This is a genomic window from Devosia sp. BK (assembly GCF_032907385.1).
In the GTDB taxonomy this organism is placed as follows: Bacteria; Pseudomonadota; Alphaproteobacteria; order Rhizobiales; family Devosiaceae; genus Devosia.
This window is the reverse complement of the sequence record NZ_JAIMBX010000001.1, coordinates 1,865,712-1,883,957: the sequence shown is the minus strand read 5'-3', so window position 1 is coordinate 1,883,957 and position 18,246 is coordinate 1,865,712. Positions and strand designations below refer to the sequence as shown.

General features: G+C 61.6%; 10 protein-coding genes. 2 read left to right on the top strand and 8 right to left on the bottom strand.

Annotation, left to right across the window (positions count from 1 at the left end; translation table 11 throughout):
• Positions 1-208: 208 nt before the first annotated feature.
• Together DevBK_RS09155 and DevBK_RS09150 are read left to right on the top strand one after the other, a co-directional pair.
• Positions 209-523, top strand: a complete 315-nt coding sequence (locus tag DevBK_RS09155; protein ID WP_244487048.1) for an ArsR/SmtB family transcription factor — start codon at positions 209-211, stop codon at positions 521-523.
• A 110-nt stretch (positions 524-633) separates the two neighbouring features.
• A complete protein-coding gene (locus DevBK_RS09150) occupies positions 634-2,529 on the top strand; it encodes an ABC transporter ATP-binding protein/permease (RefSeq protein ID WP_317185201.1) in 1,896 nt (631 codons plus the stop codon).
• Positions 2,530-3,330: 801 nt separating this feature from the next.
• On the opposite strand, the gene DevBK_RS09145 is transcribed toward DevBK_RS09150, so the two are convergent.
• The 8 genes from DevBK_RS09145 to DevBK_RS09110 form a co-directional block, all read right to left on the bottom strand.
• Positions 3,331-6,606, bottom strand: a complete 3,276-nt coding sequence (locus DevBK_RS09145) for an efflux RND transporter permease subunit (protein ID WP_317185200.1) — start codon at positions 6,604-6,606, stop codon at positions 3,331-3,333.
• Positions 6,607-6,617: 11 nt separating this feature from the next.
• The gene (locus DevBK_RS09140; protein WP_317185199.1) at positions 6,618-7,886 is read right to left on the bottom strand and encodes an efflux RND transporter periplasmic adaptor subunit; all 1,269 of its coding nucleotides are present in this window, start codon (positions 7,884-7,886) and stop codon (positions 6,618-6,620) included.
• Positions 7,887-7,902: 16 nt separating this feature from the next.
• Entirely contained in the window at positions 7,903-8,451 is a 549-nt protein-coding gene (locus DevBK_RS09135; RefSeq protein WP_317185198.1) for a PadR family transcriptional regulator, read from the bottom strand.
• Between the two features lie 175 nt (positions 8,452-8,626).
• Positions 8,627-9,454: a 3'(2'),5'-bisphosphate nucleotidase CysQ gene (gene cysQ, locus DevBK_RS09130; protein WP_061908035.1), complete on the bottom strand. Its 828-nt coding sequence runs from the start codon at positions 9,452-9,454 to the stop codon at positions 8,627-8,629.
• A gap of 150 nt (positions 9,455-9,604) precedes the next feature.
• The gene (locus tag DevBK_RS09125; protein WP_317185197.1) at positions 9,605-10,390 is read right to left on the bottom strand and encodes an SDR family NAD(P)-dependent oxidoreductase; all 786 of its coding nucleotides are present in this window, start codon (positions 10,388-10,390) and stop codon (positions 9,605-9,607) included.
• 171 nt (positions 10,391-10,561) lie between these two features.
• Positions 10,562-11,836, bottom strand: coding sequence for an AGE family epimerase/isomerase (locus tag DevBK_RS09120; RefSeq protein ID WP_317185196.1), 1,275 nt, complete (start codon positions 11,834-11,836; stop codon positions 10,562-10,564).
• A gap of 281 nt (positions 11,837-12,117) precedes the next feature.
• Positions 12,118-13,065 carry a class 1 fructose-bisphosphatase gene (locus DevBK_RS09115; RefSeq protein ID WP_317185195.1) on the bottom strand — a complete coding sequence of 316 codons (948 nt, stop codon included), beginning with the start codon at positions 13,063-13,065 and terminating at the stop codon, positions 12,118-12,120.
• A 135-nt stretch (positions 13,066-13,200) separates the two neighbouring features.
• Positions 13,201-17,880, bottom strand: a complete 4,680-nt coding sequence (locus DevBK_RS09110) for an NAD-glutamate dehydrogenase (RefSeq protein WP_317185194.1) — start codon at positions 17,878-17,880, stop codon at positions 13,201-13,203.
• Positions 17,881-18,246 lie beyond the last annotated feature (366 nt).

Below are 18,246 nucleotides of genomic sequence, written 5' to 3'. Positions count from 1 at the left end.
TCAAGGGGGAGGTGAGGCATCGCGTGTGGGGCTGGGTATTGCCACACCCGCCAGCCTGACACCTCCCCTAGAGGGGGGAGGCCGGGAGGGGGTGACCTTTGCCACCCAAAACCACCTTTATCTCCGCCCCAGCGCACCCCAGGGATTGACCTTCCCCCCAATCCTCACCATGTTCATCGCAATTCACCGATTGAATTCGGCCAGCCCCATGCAAGACGACGACATTGCCAACATCATGAGAGCTTTGGGCCATCCGGTCCGGCTCAGCATTCTGCGGTTCCTCGCGAGCCAGCAGCAGCGCGAATGTTGCTGCGGCGATGTCACCGAATCCCTGCCGCTCGCCCAGTCCACTGTCTCCCAGCACATAAAGGTGCTGCTCGATGCCGGGCTAATCGAACGCAAGCCCACCGGCACGCGCAACCGCTACATGATCCGGCAGGATCGCCTGGCCGAACTCGGAACCGCCTTTGGCGGTTTGATCGATGGTCTCAATCTCCGAGCCCCACTACAGCAGGTCTCCTGAAACTGATTCTCGGTTTCGGGAATTACGATCTGCACAAAACCAATGATTAGGGCGCACAAAGCGAGCCTGAAAAACTCGCCCTGCGCTTTGAGGAAAGCGGAACTGGCCTAATGGCTGACAAACCCAATGAAAAGAAGCCGTCCGTTAACGCGGACGAAGGCTCGGTATTCTCTACCGTCCGCAATCTCTGGCCCTATATGTGGCCCGATGGCCGGCCCGATCTCAAGCTGCAGGTCGTGCTCGCCATCGGCGCTCTCCTCCTCAGCAAGGTCGCGACCACCCTCGTGCCCTTTGCCTATAAGGGCATCATCGACAATCTCGATGGCACTGATGTCGATAGCCAGTTGATGATGGGCCTGGCGATTCCCGTGGTGCTCGTCATCGCCTATGTGCTGGGCAATGTGCTCGATGCTGGCTTCCAGCAGTTGCGCGACGTGCTCTTCGCCGGCGTCGGCCAGCATGCCGTCCGCAAACTCGCGCTCCAGACCTTCCACCATATGCACCGCCTCTCGCTCCGCTTCCATCTTGCGCGGCGCACTGGCGGCCTCTCCCGTGTCATCGAGCGCGGCGTTAAAGGCATCGAAACGGTCGTCCGTTTCGCCATGCTCAATATCGCGCCTACCATCGTCGAGTTCATCGTCGTCGCCATCATCTTCGTCTGGCTCTTCGGCGTCAGCTATCTCGGCGTCCTGGTGGTGATGATCTGGGCCTATCTCTATTTCACTATCAAGGCCTCGAATTGGCGCATTTCCATCCGTCGGGACATGAACAATTCCGACACCGACGCCAATGGCAAGGCTATCGATAGCCTGCTCAATTATGAGACGGTCAAATACTTCGCCAATGAGAAGATGGAAGCCGAGCGCTATGACGGCGCCATGGCGAGTTACGAAAAGTCCGCGATCCGCATCTGGACCTCGCTCGGCTGGCTGAACTTCGGCCAGGCCGTCATCTTCTATGGCGGCTTCCTGATCATCTCGATCATGGCCATCAATGGCGTCATGGCCGGCCGCCTGACGCTGGGCGATTTCGTGCTGCTCAACACTTTTCTGATGCAGATCTATCGTCCGCTCAATTTCATCGGCTTCGTTTATCGCGAGCTCCGTCAGGGCCTCACCGATATCGAAGAGATGTTCAAGCTCCTCGATCAGAATCCCGAAATCGTCGACAAGCCCGATGCGACCCCGCTCAAGGTCACCGGTCCCGTCATCCGCTTCGAAGACGTCACCTTCCACTACGATCCAGATCGCCCGATCCTAAAGGGCGTCAGCTTCGAAGTGCCGGCCGGCAAGACGGTCGCCATCGTCGGCCCCACTGGCGCCGGCAAGTCGACCATTTCGCGCCTGCTCTATCGTTTCTATGACGTCACCGGCGGCCGCATCACCATCGATGGCCAGGACCTCCGCGATGTCACGCAGGAAAGCCTGCGCTCGACCATCGGCATGGTCCCCCAGGACACGGTGCTCTTCAACGACACCATCGGCTACAATATCGAATATGGCCGCCCCGGTGCATCCGAGGAGGACATCCGCTCTGCCGCCCGCATGGCCCAGGTCGGCCCCTTCATCGAAAGCTTGCCCAAGGGTTATGAGACGCCAGTTGGCGAACGTGGCCTAAAACTGTCCGGCGGCGAAAAACAGCGCGTAGCCATCGCCCGCACTATCCTGAAAGCCCCCTCGATCCTGATCCTCGATGAGGCGACTTCCGCCCTCGACACCAAGACCGAGCGCGATATCCAGGCAGCTCTCGATGAAGTCTCGCGCAACCGCACCAGCGTCGTCATCGCCCACCGTCTCTCGACCGTGATCAATGCCGACGAAATCCTGGTTCTCCGCGAAGGCCTCGTCGCCGAGCGCGGCAATCACAGCCAGCTCCTCGCCCAAAACGGCCTCTACGCCCAAATGTGGAGCCGCCAACGCGAAGCCACCGAAGCCGAAGAAGCCCTCGCCCGCACCCGCGAAGACCCGGACGGTTTTGTAAAGCGCGGCACGCCCGCTGCGGAATAGTCTATGACTTGAACCAAAGCGTACCTCTCCATTCTGCGTCATCCCCGCGAAAGCGGGGATCTCTTTTTGGACTGTGATTGAAGAGCAGCAGCAACCCCACGGAGTGTCACCCCGGCGAAGGCCGGGGCCTATCCTGATATTTCAAGATTGCTCGCCGCCCGCGTGAGGATGACAGAGGATGAAGTCAAAGCGCCCGGTGCTGAGTGCTTAGAGCGCAATCAAGCCGTCAAACCTTGCCCCCTCCGCTCTCTCCGCCTAACCTCCCGCAATGGCCATCCACCTCACCCCCGCGCGCCCTGACCAGAAGCCGATCATAGCCAATCTGATCCAGCTCTATCTCCACGACATGACCGCCTTCATGCCGTTTCCGGTCGGCGCGGATGGCCGCTACCAATACGACTTCCTCGAGCGCTTCTGGCGCTTCCCCTACCTCATCATGTCCGATGAAGAGATCGCGGCCTTCGCTCTTATTATCGATGAATGCCCCCTAACAGGCCGCGCTCCCTGCTGGTTCATGGCCGAATTCTTCGTTCTTAAAACCCTTTCGCCACATCGGCACCGGCCGCTCCGCCGTCACCCGAGCCATCGCCGCCCACCCCGGCCAGTGGCACATCGCCGTTCCTCACGCCAACACCGCCGCCCAATTCTTCTGGCCCAAAGTCCTCACACCCCAAGCCCCAACCACCCGCGACATTCACTTCGACGGCGAGGATTGGCGGCTCAACGAGTTCATGGTGCTAAGCCAATAAAAAAAGGCCCGCAGCGCTGCGGGCCTTTTTCATTCGTTTCAATTCCAAACCTCTATTCCGCCGCATCCCGGCGATCGTCCAGCCCGGCATCTTTGCTGACGACAAAGCGCTGGGTGCCATCGGCGGTTTCTTCGACGGCCATGCCGTCAAAGCCTGCCGGAGTAGCCGTGGCCGGCCGGCGGCGCATGCTGCGGATCCATTCGCCCGTGCCCTTGATCTGGCGCCAGAGAACGCTTGGCGCAGTGATCATCACCGGAACCATGATCAGCGTTAGGAGCGTCGAGAAGAAGAGACCAGACACGAGCGCTGCCGAGAGGTGGATGAACCACGAACCCGCCAGACCACCCACCACGATTTCGCGGCGGATGAAGTCGAACTCGACGTTCGCCCACATCGGGATAACGCCTAGCGCCGTGAGGAACGCAGTCAGCAACACCGGACGCACACGCTGCGCGACCGTCAACAACATGGCCTTCACCGGCTCGACATGCTGGTGGCGGTTGTAGTCATTGTATGTATCGATCAGCACGATGCCGTTCTTCACCACAATGCCCGCCAGCGCCACGATGCCGAGACCGGTCATGATGGCCGAGAAGGTCATCCCCGTTGCCAGCATGCCCAGAAGCACGCCTGCGACCGACATCACCACCGTCGAGAGCGTCACCATTACCTGGAAGAAGCTGTTATATTCGAGCAGCAGGATGAAGAAGATCAGCGCCATAGCCATGCCCATCGCCGTAACGATAAAGGCATTGGCATCACCCATCTGCTCTTCGGCACCACCAAAAGCGACGTTGACGCTTTCTGGGAAATTCTGCTCGCCAATCCACTTCTGCAGTTCCGCAACCTTATCGGCGGCATAGACGCCTTCGGGCAGGTTCACCAGCCCAGCCGCCACGTTCATCACATAGACCTGGTTGCGGCGCTCGATATTGGCGACCTTGGGCACAGCCTTGCGGTCGATGAAGTTCGAGACCGGGATCATGCCGCCCGCGGTTGCGATGCGCATGGAATCGAGCGCATCAAACGTGCGTTCGTCCTTGGGCAGGCGAACGCGAATATCGAGCTCGTCGCCTTCCTCGTCGCGATAGGTGCCGAGCTTCACGCCATTGGTGATGAGCTGCACATAGGGCACGAGTTCACGCACGCCGAGACCATATTTGCCGGCCTCTGCCCGATCGACAGTGATCTGCCAATCGATGCCGGGGGAGGGGCGGCCGTCTTCGGCATCAACCACTTCAGGCCAAGTGGAGAGGTGATTGCGGATCGCAGTCACCACCGGCACGAGGTCGTCGTAATTGGTGCTCTCCACCCGCAGGTTGATATCCTTGCCGGCCGGAGGTCCGTTCTCGACCGCCAGAACCTGAACATCGAGCCCGGCAATGCCGGCAACGCGGTTGCGGATATCGGCGAAAATCTGTTCCGCCTTGATGCGCTGGTTCCAGTTGGTGAGCTGGAGCTGGAAATTGCCGATCGTGTCAGGCGGCATGGTGCCGGCGGCGCCGGTCGTGCCAAATTGCATGATCACATCCTGGATGCCATTGACCTGCAAAAGCTGGTCCTCGACCTCGATCAGCATGTCGCGCACTTCTTCGGGCGAGTAATTGCCCTGTCCGACCACGGCCACCGTCGCATATTCCGGCTCGGAAGCCGGGAAGGCTTCGGAGCCCGTCGGATGCGTGGCGTACGTAACGAAGATCGCGACGATGATGCCGAACCCGACAGCCAGTGTCGGCACCGGCCAGGAAATCAGCTTGTCCATCAACCGCACATAGAGCCCGGTCAGGCCCGACACCTTCTTGGTGTCGAACTTGTCGGGATACATGACGATATCGGCCTTGGCCTTTGCAACCGGATCGACATGGGTCGAAGCGATGACGGAGCCGATAACTGGCATGAAGATCAGCGCCGAAATGAACGAGGCGATCATGACGATGATCACGATCATCGGCAGATAGCTCATGAACTTGCCGATGATCCCAGGCCAGAAGAGGAGCGGAATGAAAGCGCCAAGAGTCGTCGCCGTCGCGCCAACCACGGGCACGAACATCTTGCGCATGGCCATGATGAAGGCTTCCTTCTTCGGAACGCCCTCCATCAGTTTTCGCTCGGCATATTCGACCACCACGACAGGGTCGTCGACGAGCACACCAACCGCGATCACGAGCCCGAACATCACCATCATATTGATGGTCATGCCCAGCATTTCGGCGACGAGGAAGGCCATCATGAACGAGAGCGGGATCGAAAGCCCGATCATCAGCGCAGGGCGCAGGCCAAGCGTTGCGATACAGGTGATCAGCACCAGCGCCACAGCGGTCAAAACAGCGGCTTCGAGCGAGCGGAAGAGGTTGGTGGTTGTCTCCGCCTGATCGAGGAAGAAGCTGTAGCCAACCCCGTTACCCCAGCTCTTCGCCAATTCAGCCGTCGTCGCGCGGATCTGGTTCGAGACGTCGATAATGTTGGTGCCGGCTTTCTTCGACACGCCCAGAATCTGCGCCGGCGAGCCGTTCACCTGCGTATATTCCGTAGCGTCGGCCAGCGTGCGCGTAATTGTCGCCACATCGCCGAAGGTGACGACGGTGTTGCCGTCCGTCTTGATCGGCAGATTGTAGACGTCCTCGGCATTGCTGATGAGGCCGGGCACTTCGATATTGAATGAGCCCTGTCCGGTGTTGAGCGTACCGCCAGGCACGACCATGTTGTTGCGCGAAAGCGCGTCGAAGAGCTGGTTGGCCGTCAGGCCATAGGCCTCGAGCCGGAGCAGGTCGATGCGGACTTCGAGCTGTTCCTTGCGCGCGCCCGAAAGCTTGACTTCGCGGACGTCGCCCAGCGCTTCGAGCGCATCCTGCAATTGCTCGGCGCGACGGTTGAGTTCCTTTTCAGGCGCCGTGCCATAGATGGCCACTGACATGACAGGGCCGATGAAATCGACCTCGCTCACGGTCGGATCGTCGGCGTCGGCGGGGAGCTTGGCCTTGATCGCGTCCATCTTGGCGCGCGTATCCTGCAGCGCCTGGTCCTTATTGGTGTTGATGTCGAATTCGAGGATCACCGAGGCATGGCCGGTGGTCGAGGTCGACGAGATGTTCTGGAGGCCCGGCAGATTGGCCAGTTCCTCTTCGGCAGGCTTTGCCAGAAGGTTTTCTGCGTCGCGCGGTGAAACGCCGGTCTGGCTGATCGAGACGTAGAGATAGGGCACGTCGATGGCCGGGAAGCTTTCCTTGGGCATGGAAAGATAGGCCGCCGTACCAGCCGTCAGGACGATCGCCATGACGGTGAGGACGACTCTGGGCATCCTCAAAATCTTTTCGATGAAGTCGAGCATGAAACTCGTCCTTAGCTGGCTACGGGTTCAGTCGGCGTAGTCGCCGCCGGGCTGGCCTTCACGGCCTGTCCGGCAGTCACACTTTCCTGGCCCACGGTAATCACATCGGCCGTTACGGGCAGGCCTGTCACCCACACGCCCTGGCGTGTGTCGCTCACGATCGTCACGGGATGGAAGGCGACGACGCCGTTCTCCACAGTGCGCACGCCAAGCGTACCTTCGTCGTCGAGCGTCAGGACCGACTGCGGCAGCAGGTGTCCGGGCGCAGCGCCGAGATTGACCTTGGCTTCCGCCGTCACGCCGTCCTTGATGGCAAAGTCGGCGTTCGGGATTTCGATTTCGACCGGGAAAGAGCGCGTCGCATTGTCGGCCTGCGAGGCGATATAGGTCACCTTGCCCTCGACACTCTGGCCGGTCACGGTCGTGATCGTCGCCTCAAGCCCGACTTTGGCGAGGCCGATATGCTTTTCCGGAACCATGCCGGCAAAGACCATCGGATCGAGCTGCACGATCGTGGCGCAAGCACCACCGGCATTGAGCATCGCACCAGCCGTCGCAACCGGGTCCTGCACGAGGCCGGCGACCTTGGCCGTAATTTCCGTGCGGTCGAGTTCGGCCTGGGCATTGTCGAGACCCGCCGCGGCCTGGCTCACGCCGGCCTTCGCCTGGGCAAGCGCCACATCAGCGGCGTTGGCGGTGTTTGCAGCAGCAAGGCCACGCTGGCGAAGGTCGGCATTGGTGTCGAAGTTCAGCTGCGCCTGGGCGAGCGCTGCATTGGCCTGATCGACGCCGGCCTGGGCCTGGGCAACTGCGGCGGCGCGCGTGCCCTGGTCGAGCGTGCAGAGCGCATCGCCCACATTGACGCGCTGGCCCTTGGTCACATGCACCGTATCAACTGTGCCTGCGGTTTCGGCAACGGCAGTAATGCTGGATTTGGCGATAGTACGGCCGCGCAGCGGCACTTCGATCGGCATGGGCTGGGCGGTAAAGGTTTGGACCCGAACATCCGGCATCTGGGCATTGGCGCCGGTTGTCTCTTCATTGCGCTGGGCAATGGTCAGGGCAGGGTCGACTTCCGGCTCATGGTGTTCGGCCAGCAGCCCGGCATTGCCGAGCGCCGTCGCCACTGGACCATGTTCCTTGCCTTCGATCACCGAGACGATTGGCTTTTCGCCATTGCCCGGTCCGTTGCCGCCCATCACGAGCGTTCCGGTCGAAAGCCACGCGCCTGCACCCAGAAGAATCAGCAGCGCGAGCCCGTAGGAAAACAATGCACGCATAGAATAGTCGCCCCTTTTATTCCGCCGCGTCCTTGCGTTGCTCGGCTCGCGATAAAGTGATCAGTTCGTGCATATGGGTGCGCAAATAGCGTTCCGCAACATCCAATACTGCTCGACCGTAATTGATGACCCAGCAATCAGCCGGGCTGCAGTTTCCGTCAGCTTCGCCCTGTTCGAGCCGCTGGCGGTCCTTTGCAATTCGCTCCAGATGTTCTTCGGCGCGTTGCGCCACCAAGTTCTGCGGCAAGATGCTGACAAACCGTGCCAGTAGGAGAAACGGACTGCGAAAAACGTCTTCCCCGATCGGGCCGGACAGGTCTTCGGCAAAAGCCTCCCGCCCGGTGTCGGTGATGGAGTAGACCTTGCGCGCCGGCTTGCCGTCTTGCGGCACGATCTGGCTCGTCACGAGGCCATCCTCTTCGAGCTTGGCCAGTGCCGGATAGATCGACCCAAAACTGGCCTCGACGAAATAGGCGAACTCGCCTTCCGAGGCCATGCGGCGGATATCGTAGCCGGTGGCTTCGCCCTCATAGAGAACCGACAGGCAAAGCGTCCGCACGTTCATCAAGCACCCATCCTCCGGCCTATTCCGGTTCGATATATGCTCGGGCTATATATTGTCCAACCCCCTCACGGCAAGATTTACGAGGAGAGGCATCGCGCAGATCAGTTAAGCGTGTGTTGCATGTCCCCCAATGTTCCCCTGACAAAGTCTATAGGGACGGGACATTGCCGCAGTATTACGCAAGCAGCGTTCGCATTTTATCCGCTGCCCGCTGAGCAAGCTCTAGGCTCGCTGCAGCAACGAAATATGGATTGAGAAATCCCAGTGCGTGCTTGCCATAGCGCATGGGCGCGCCATCAAGTGTTACCACGGCGCCCCCGGCCGCTTCCAGTACCGCCTGACCAGCTGCGGTATCCCATTCGCAAGTTGGGGTAAAGCGTGGGTAAAGCTGCGCATCGCCACGCGCCAGCAAGCAGAATTTTAGCGACGATCCCACGGACACATCGCTCTCAACGTCGAAACTCTCGCAGAGCTGCTCCAGTGCTGCATGACCATGCGAGCGGCTGGCGACGATCCGCAAACGCGGCATAAAGCCGATGCTGATCGGCGCGCGCCCCGTCACGACGCCATCGACGATCTTCCCGGCCCAGGCGCCATCCGCGTCACCGACGAAAATTTCGCCCGTCACCGGCGCCAGCACCACGCCCATTGTCGGCTTGCCGTCTTCGACCAAGGCAATATTGACGGTGAATTCCCCGTTCCGCTTGATGAATTCCTTGGTCCCATCGAGCGGATCGACGACGAAATACCGGTCGCCCAGTTCGGGAATAATCCCTGCCGCGACGCTTTCTTCCCCGAGCACCGGCACCCCAGTGCCGGCCAAATGCGCAATGATGATCTTCTCGGCCGCCGCATCCGCCTCCGTCACCGGCGACCCGTCGGATTTTTTGACGGCATGGATCGGCCGCGCATAAACCTCGAGAATAACCTCTGCCGCCGCAATCGAAGCCGTAACGGCAAGATCGGTCAGGCTCTGAGACGAAGCGGGCAGGGGATCGGACATAAGTGACACTTGCGCAGGGAAATCCGCCGTTCTCTACGCCTCTCCCGCCGCCCTGACAATCTGGTCCCTGTATCCCAAGACCGGGAGCCACCACCTCTCCCTCTGGGGGAGAGGTCGACGCGCAGCGGCGGGTGAGGGGGCCTTAAACCCCTACCGCAGCAAACTCTGCCCGCCATCGATCCAAAGCGGCGACCCCGTAATGTGCCGCGACGCATCCGAAACCAAAAACAACACTGCCTCGGCCACATCCTCGGCCTTGCCCGGCTTGCCATCGGTAATCGGAATATCCCCCTTCGGAAATTTTACTGGAATCTCCGTCTTTTCCGTCCCACGCTGCTCGGTATTGTCGTCGATCTCGCTTTCGATCGCCCCTGGACAGATGGCATTCACCCGGATTTTCCGCGGTCCCAGTTCCAGCGCCAATTGCTGCGCCATTGCCACCTGCGCGGCCTTCGTCGCCGAATAGGCAGAAGCGCCCGGCGTCGTGAACGTTCGCGTCCCGTTGATCGACGAAATGATCACGATCGCCCCGCCACCCGCCGCTTCGAGCTTCGGGACTGCATGATGGATCGTCAGATAGGTCCCGCGCAGATTGACCGTTATCGTCTTGTCCCACTCATCGGGCGTAATATCCTCGATCGGCGCCCACACGCCATTGATCCCGGCATTGGCCACCACGATGTCGAGGCTGCCAAACTTTTCGACGACGGTCTCGATGGCCTTCTTCATGTCGCCATCGCTCGAAGTATCGCCCGGAATGCTGATTGCCGTGCCGCCCGCCGCCTCGATTTCTGCCGCAACCTTATCGATTTCTTCCTTGGTCCGGCTCAAGACAGCCACCTTCGCGCCCGCCTTGGCCAAGCGCAGCGCCGTTGCCTTGCCCAGTCCCGAACCGGCTCCCGTCACCAGCGCCGCCTTGTTGCTCAGATCGTTCATGGTTCTCTCCTGTTCGAAAGCCAGAACGCAAAAAAGGGCGCCAGGGTTGACCCCGACGCCCCAAACTCTCGTGACCCAACAGGCTTAGTGGCTCTGAAACGACCTAGACCGTTCGAACTCCCAACGCCCGTCACCACCCGGCTTGGCCGGGTGGTCCATCGCCAGGCAGCCTTAGTGGCCGCCGCGCGTCGTTTGATCCTGCTCGATAATGCCGTGGGTTAAGCTACCCGTCGCCGGATAAAGCGGAATAAGGCAGGCCTGCAGCGCGTGATAAATGTCGGGCTTGCCGACAAAGAGGTTCGAGGCTGGCGTCAGGTCCTCCGACAATTCGCTCAGCCACCCGCCGCGCGCATGGTCGATCACATGGTTCTCGGCATAGTCCCAGAGCTTGCGATACCAGATCTGGAAATAGTCCTCATTGTCATGCGCAGAAATGTAAGCCGCCGCGCCAATGGCTTCAGCCACCGGCCACCACAGCTTTTCGCGGATCGCCGGCTTGTCGTCCCAGTCGAGCGTGTAGAAAAACCCGCCATGCACCTTATCCCAGCCAAGGTCGATCGACCTCGTGAACAGATTGCGTGCCGCATCGGTCATCCAGCTATGCTGCTTCTGCCCCAGCACCCAGAGCTGATAAAGCAGCCGCGACCATTCGAGCCAATGCCCCGGCGTGGTGCCAGACGGGCGGAACATCTCGTTCTCGTGCTTATAGTTCTTGTCGACGCCCCAGTTCTCGTCGAAATGCTCGGCCACGCGATGCCCGAGCGGCACCGCATTGTCGCGGATAACGCGCTGCGCGATCCGCTCGGCCTTCCTGAGATAATCCTTGTTGCCCGTCGCCTCATATGCCGCCATCAGCGCTTCGGTCAGGTGCATGTTCGAATTCTGCCCGCGATAGCCCGGCACTTCGACCCAGTCCGCGCTAAACTCCTCGCGCACAGCCCCGGCCTTGTCGTCCCAGAAGCGCCGCTCGATCACCTCGGTCACGTCGGCAATCACCTTGTCGGCCAGCGGATGCCCAACCAGCTTGGCGCTCGACCCGGCCAGCAACACGAAGGCATGTCCATAGGCCTGCTTGACGCCGTCTTTCACACCATTGTCGTCAAGCGACCAGAAATAGCCCCCGCGCTCCGCATCGCGGTGCTTTTCCCAGAGATAAGTCATCCCGTGGTCGATGATTTCGTCGGACCCCGGCCGCCCGATCAGGCTTCCGACAACGGCGCAATGGATCATGCGCGTCGTCACATGGATTTGCCGCAAGCCATTCTCTTCGCCAATCGGAAAGCCTTCATCGTCGAGCTCGAAAAACCCACCCTTGGGATTGATCGACGCCGCTTCAAAAAAGTCGAACAGGTCATTGGCCTGCCGCATCAGGTACTGACGGTGAAAAGGCCGCTTTTGCCAGGGGCTGGCATTGGTGCGGGGCAGGGAAAGGGTCGGCTCGCTCATCATATCTCCCCTCCGGCCATCACTGCCGGACGTTTGCCACGCTTCTACCGACATCATCGCAACGTTGCAATTTTTCAGTGTGCGGTCTTCTTTCTGCTCACCCCAACCACCGTCCCTCCCTCGCCCCTTGCGGGAGAGGGACAGACTTTTCGCGTTCAGCGAAAAGTCAGGGTGAGGGGCTTCGAGCCGTCCTGCAGGGCAAATCATGCCACTGGCATGATTTGAGGAGAGAAGGCCATGAGAGCTACGCTCGAATGGCATCTTCCGCAGCGGGAGGGCCATCACCCCTTAGCATACCACCCCTCAACCCGCCTCACTTCCTCCGCCGACCCCAAGATCACCGGCACCCGCTGATGAATCCCCGTCGGCACAATATCCAAAATCCCTTGCGTCCCCGTCGTCGAAAGCCCACCAGCCCCTTCGACCAGCCAAGCCATCGGGTTCGCCTCATAGAGCAGCCGCAAGCGCCCGCCCTTGCTTACGGTCTCGCTATCGAGCGGATAAAGAAAAATCCCGCCGCGCATCAGGATGCGATGGATATCAGCCACCATCGACCCCACCCAGCGCATATTATAGCGCTTGCCGGCCGGTCCCGTTTCGCCCGCCACGCTTTCCTTCACGTAGCCTGTCGTCGCCGCATCCCAAAACCGCTCGCGCGCCGTATTGATCGCGAACTCGCCCGAAGCCTCAGGGACCTTCGCGGCCACCACCGTCTGTAGCCATTCGCCCGTGGCACTGAGCGTAAACACCGAGACGTCGCCCTTGATCCGGATGACCAAGCTCGTCGCCGGCCCATACGCCACATACCCCGCCGCCGCCTGGGCTCTGCCCTGCTGCAACAACCCACCCGCACTCGGCAGCACCGAAAAAATCGTGCCCACAGTGACATTCACATCGAGATTGGACGACCCATCGAGCGGATCGGTCGCCACGAGATAAGCGCCGCCATCCGCCAGATGCACGGCCTCATCCAGTTCCTCCGAAATCAACACAGCCACCGCCGCATTGCCCGTCAAATGCTTGAGCACAATGTCATTAGAAATGACATCGAGCGCCTTCTGCGCTTCGCCCTGCACATTGGTATGCCCCGCCAGCCCCGTCTGCCCGGCAATCGGCGCCTCCCGCAAAACCCCCGAAAGTTCCGCACTCGCCGCCGCCATGCTCAAAACCACCGAAGCCAGCGCCGCATCATCCGTCTCAGTCTCAAGCCATTGGGCAAGCGTGGTCATAGGCAACTCCATGTTTGGCCATCAATCTGGTCATTAGGACCAAACGAACAAGACCGACTTTGGGCTTATGAGGCAGGGAGCCACCACCTCTCCCTTTGGGGGAGAGGTCGACGCGAAGCGTCGGGTGAGGGGCCCTTACCCCTCCCGCGCCAAATCCCCCAGCAGCCCCGCCGCCACGCTCAGCCGCGACACCGTCGCCGCGCCGCCCGTCAGCTCCGTCACCGCCTTCACTGTTCGCGCGATCCCCGCATCGTGCTTGGCCCGCCACGCATCGATATCCCCCGCCGCCAACACGTCCGCTGTCAAATCCCGCACCGCGCGCATCAGGTTCGCTAGTGCCCGATCAAGGGCCATGCGGTCGAACCGATCGCTGAGCGCAATCGCGCGTCCTTCCTCGACGATACGGAAGAAATCGAATAGCCCCGCCACCCCGAAGAAGGCCCGTGCCGCCTCGTCATGTTCGACCCCGGCGCGCTCGGCGACCAGCACCACGTCGCTTGCAAAACTGAGCACCGGCATCTGCCCGATCCGCCGCGCCAGGTCCTCGGCGACCCCATGGCTGATCAGCCCATTGACCCGCGCCGAAAGCGCCTCGCGCTCCTTGGCCGGCAGCAGCGTGTCGACCTCGCTCCGCAGCGTTTCGACCCCGGCCTGATGCCGCCGCACGAGATCGGCCACATCGCTCCCTGCCACATTGCCATTGCGCAGGAACCACAGCGTTTCGCGCCGCAGCAACGCCTCGACCTGCGCATAAAGCGCCAGTTGCACGCTGCCCGGCACCACGGTGTCGAGCGCATCCACTGCGGAATTGAGCTCCGTCAGCCCATAGATATCGCGCACCGCCGCATAGGCCAGCGCCACATCCCCAGCACTCGCGCTCGTCCCCGCCGTCAGCTCCGACACATAAGCCGGCCCGCCGCGATTGATCATCGCATTGGCCAGCACTGTTGCGATCACCTCGCGCTTCAACCGGTGCCCCTCGACGGCCTCGGGATAGGCCTCGTGCAGCGTCTGCGGGAAGTAGCGGAACAATTCATTGGCAAGATAAGGCGCATCGACCGCCGTACCGGCCATCAGGTCGTCAAACAGCGACAGCTTGGCATAGGCAAGGATCACCGCCAGTTCCGGCCGCGTCAGCGCCTTGCCCTGCGCTGCCCGCGCATCGAGCACCGCATCGCTGGGCAGGTATTCCACCGCCCGATCCAGCCGACCACGTTCCTCCAGCGTCTCGATCAGCCCGCGATGATCCGGCAGTTCGGCCGTCCCTGCGCGCTCAGCCAGCGACAGCGCCAGGGTCTGCAGATAATTGTTCCGCAAACAGAGCGCCGCCACCTCATCGGTCATGGTCGCCAGAAATGCATTCCGCGCCTCTTCAGCCAGCGCGCCAGAAGCGACAACCGGCGCCAGCGCAATCTTGATATTGACCTCAAGGTCAGACGAATTCACGCCAGCCGAATTGTCGATGGCATCGGTATTGATCCGCCCGCCATTAAGCGCGAAAGCAATGCGCCCACGTTGCGTGACGCCGAGATTAGCCCCTTCGCCGATCACCTTGGCGCGCACTTCGCCCGCCGTTACGCGGATCGCGTCATTGGCGCGATCGCCCACCGCAGCATCGTCTTCTTCCGCCGCACGGATATAGGTGCCGATCCCGCCAAACCAGAGCAGGTCCACCTGCGCTGTCAAAATCGCGCGCATCACCTCGGCCGGCGTCGCCGTCGCTTTTTTCAGCCCAAGCAGCGCCTGCACCTCCTCGGTCAGCGCAATCACCTTGAGGCTGCGCGAGAAAACCCCGCCTCCAGCGGAAATCAGGCTCTTGTCATAATCCTGCCAGCTCGACCGGGGCAGGGTGAACAGCCGCTGCCTTTCGGCAAAACTTTTCGCCGCATCCGGCTTTGGATCAATGAAGATATCGCGGTGGTCGAACGCCGCCCTGAGCCGGATTTCCGGCGATAGCAACATGCCATTGCCAAAGACGTCCCCGCTCATATCGCCAACGCCAACGACGCTGAACGCCTCGCGCTGGATATCGCGGTTCATCTCGCGGAAGTGCCGCTTCACCGCCTCCCAGCCGCCCCGCGCGGTAATGCCCATCTTCTTGTGGTCGTACCCGACAGACCCGCCCGAGGCGAAGGCATCGCCGAGCCAGAAGCCGCGCCCCAAGGCGATGGCATTGGCCGTATCGGAAAAACTCGCCGTGCCCTTGTCGGCCGCGACGACGAGATAGGGATCGTCCCCATCCCGCCGCATCGTTTGGGCTGGCGGCACGACAGCGCCTTCGATCAGGTTGTCGGTGACATCGAGCAGCGCGCCGACGAAAATCTTGTAGCTCTCGGTCCCCTCGGCCATGAAAGCCTCGCGCGCCATGCCGGTCACGAGCCGCTTGGGCACGAACCCGCCCTTGGCGCCGACGGGCACGATCACTGCATTCTTGACCTGCTGCGCCTTGACCAGCCCCAGCACTTCGGTGCGGAAATCCTCCGGCCGGTCCGACCAGCGAATGCCCCCACGCGCAATGGCGCCAAAGCGCAGATGCACGCCCTCGACACGCGGCGAATAGACCGAAATCTCGCGATAAGGCCGCGGCGCCACCATGCCGGCGACGGCGGCGGAATCGAACTTGATCGCCAGTGCCGGCCGCCTTGCGCCAGCCTCGTCGCGCTGGAACGCATTGGTCCGCAGCGAAGCATCCATCAGGTTCAAAAACCGCCGGATGATCGTGTCCTCGTCCAGCGAACTTGTCGCCTCGAGCTGCGCCGCGATTGTGTCGCGCGCCGCCGCCTCTGCCATGCCGCGGCTTTCGAGCTTCGGATCGTGCAGCGCCGCAAAGAGCGTCACTAGCGCCTTGGCCGCCTCCGCCTGTGTCACCAGCACCTGCGCGATATAGCGCTGCGAATAGGAGATCCCGATCTGCCGCAGATAGCGCGACAGCGCGCGCAACAGCGCCGCCTCGGTCCAGTCGAGACCCGCCTGCGTCACGAGCGCATTGATCTGGTCGCTTTCCGCCAGCCCCGCCCAGACCGCAAGCAGTCCCTCCTCGATCGCCTTGCCCCGCAAGGCGACATTGAGTTCGCCGCCCGAAGCCGGCGCCAAAACCATGTCGTGGATGAAGCGTTCGACCCCATCACGCGGCACCACGGTATAGGTCCGCTCGTCGATCACCTTGAACCCAAAGTGCTCGAGCATGGGCACGCGATCGCTCAGCGCAATCGCCCCGCCCTTGGAATAGAATTTGAGGCCCAGCGCCCCTTCCGCGCCTTCGCGCGTCCTGAGCTTCAAGCCAATCTGCCCCTCGGCCAGTGCCCGCAAGGCGGCGATATCGGCCAGCGCATCCTCGGCCGTATTGCGCGACTGATAGGCCTGCGAAAAGGCCGAGCGATAGTCGCTGATCTCGGCCGGCTCTGTTGCCTGCGCCTGCAAGAGGTCAGAAAAATCCTGCGTCAGCGCCTCGACCCGCGCTTCGAGCACCGTGCGCGTCGGCTTCGGCGTCGGCCCGCTCAGCCGTCCGATGATCACATGCAGCCGAACAAGCTCGCCCTCGGGAAAATGTGGATAATAGGCCGAAACGCGCCCGTCATAGACTTCGGCAAGATAGCGCGTAATCCGCGCCCGCACGTCCCCGTCATAGCGATCGCGCGGCACGAAAACCAATATCGAGACGAAATTGTCGAAGCGGTCTATACGCGGCAAGACGCGCACGCGCGGTCGGTCATAAAGCCCCGCAATCGCCTCGGCGAATTCCGCCAGCTGCGCGATATCGATCTGAAACATTTCGTCGCGCGGATAAGAATCGAGCGCGCTGAGCAGCGCCCGGCCGGCATGGCCCAGCGGATCGAGCCCGCTCTTGCGCATCACCTCGGCAATCTTGCGCCGGATGATCGGCACCTCGGTATGCGGCGTCGCCAGCGCCTGCGCCGTAAAGAGCCCGACAATGCGCAATTCCCCGCGCACCGCGCCGTCGGCGCCGTAAATCTTGACCCCCACATAGTCCATGTGCTGCCGCCGATGCACGCGCGAGCGCACATTGGCCTTGGTCACCAGCAGCGGTTCGGCGGTCTGCAAAAACGCCACGAGTTCGGGCGTTGAATCCACATAAACCTGCCCATTGCGCAGAACTTTCAGGCTCTCATCGCGCCAGAGCCCCAGCCCGGTCCCGGCCATGGGCACCAGTTCCGCGCCCTCGAGCCGGTATTCCTGCACGCCCAAAAACGTAAAGTTATGCTCGGCCAGCCATTCGAGAAACCGCGCGGGCTCATCGCGCAGCGCCGGCTTGACGCCATTGAGCCCGGTCATTGCCTGCCGCACCCGGTCGAGCATAGCTCGCCAATCGACGACCGCTCGCGATACATCGGTCAGCGTCGCCCGGATTTCCTCCTTGAGCGCCGCAAGATCCGCCACCGGTTCACTCAAGATATGCAGCACGCTGATCGCCGCACCCCCGATCTCGACCACCTGCGCCTGGTTCACATGCACGACGGGGTGGGCAAAAAGCCGGATCGTCCCGCCCATCGCCCGCAAGGCGGCAAGCGTGGAATCGACGATAAACGGCATATCGGGCGAGATCACATCGATCGCGAGCAGTTCGCCCGGCGCCGTCGGTGGCGTCATCTGGATGCGCGTTTCCTGCAGCGGACCGAAAATCGCCGCCGCATGGCTCCGCTTCAATCCGGCCAGGAAAGTGTCCGGCGTTTGCCGCGCCAGGTCGTCGGGATCGGTCGCCTTGATCGCCGCCACCAGGAACCGGTCAAGGCTCGCATCGCCCTGTGCCAGTGCCCTTGCAGCCTCGATAAAGCTCCAGATCCGCTCGTCCGACATACGCCGCTCCTACCGTTATTCGCGCCCACTCTATCAGCCAAAGTGAGTCTGTCTGCCTTCCTGCGTCACGCATCGGACAGGAGCGTGACGGTAGACTCTTTTCATCAAACCGTCACAACGAGGCAAAGCGTTTCCACCGCAGGCCTTCCGGCATACGGTTTACAGCTTGTTAATCTCGATTAGTCTGGTAGTCTTTGGGCCATAGCTCGTGAGGCCGCCATGACCAACGTCCAGCTCTACGTCTCCTACGCCGCTCTCGCCGCCGCCCTCATCCTCGGCTTCGTCGTCACCGCCCACGGCGGCCCGCTCTTCTTGTAATTAGAACTTTCGCCATTTACGGCGTCATTCCCGCGAAAGCGGGAATCC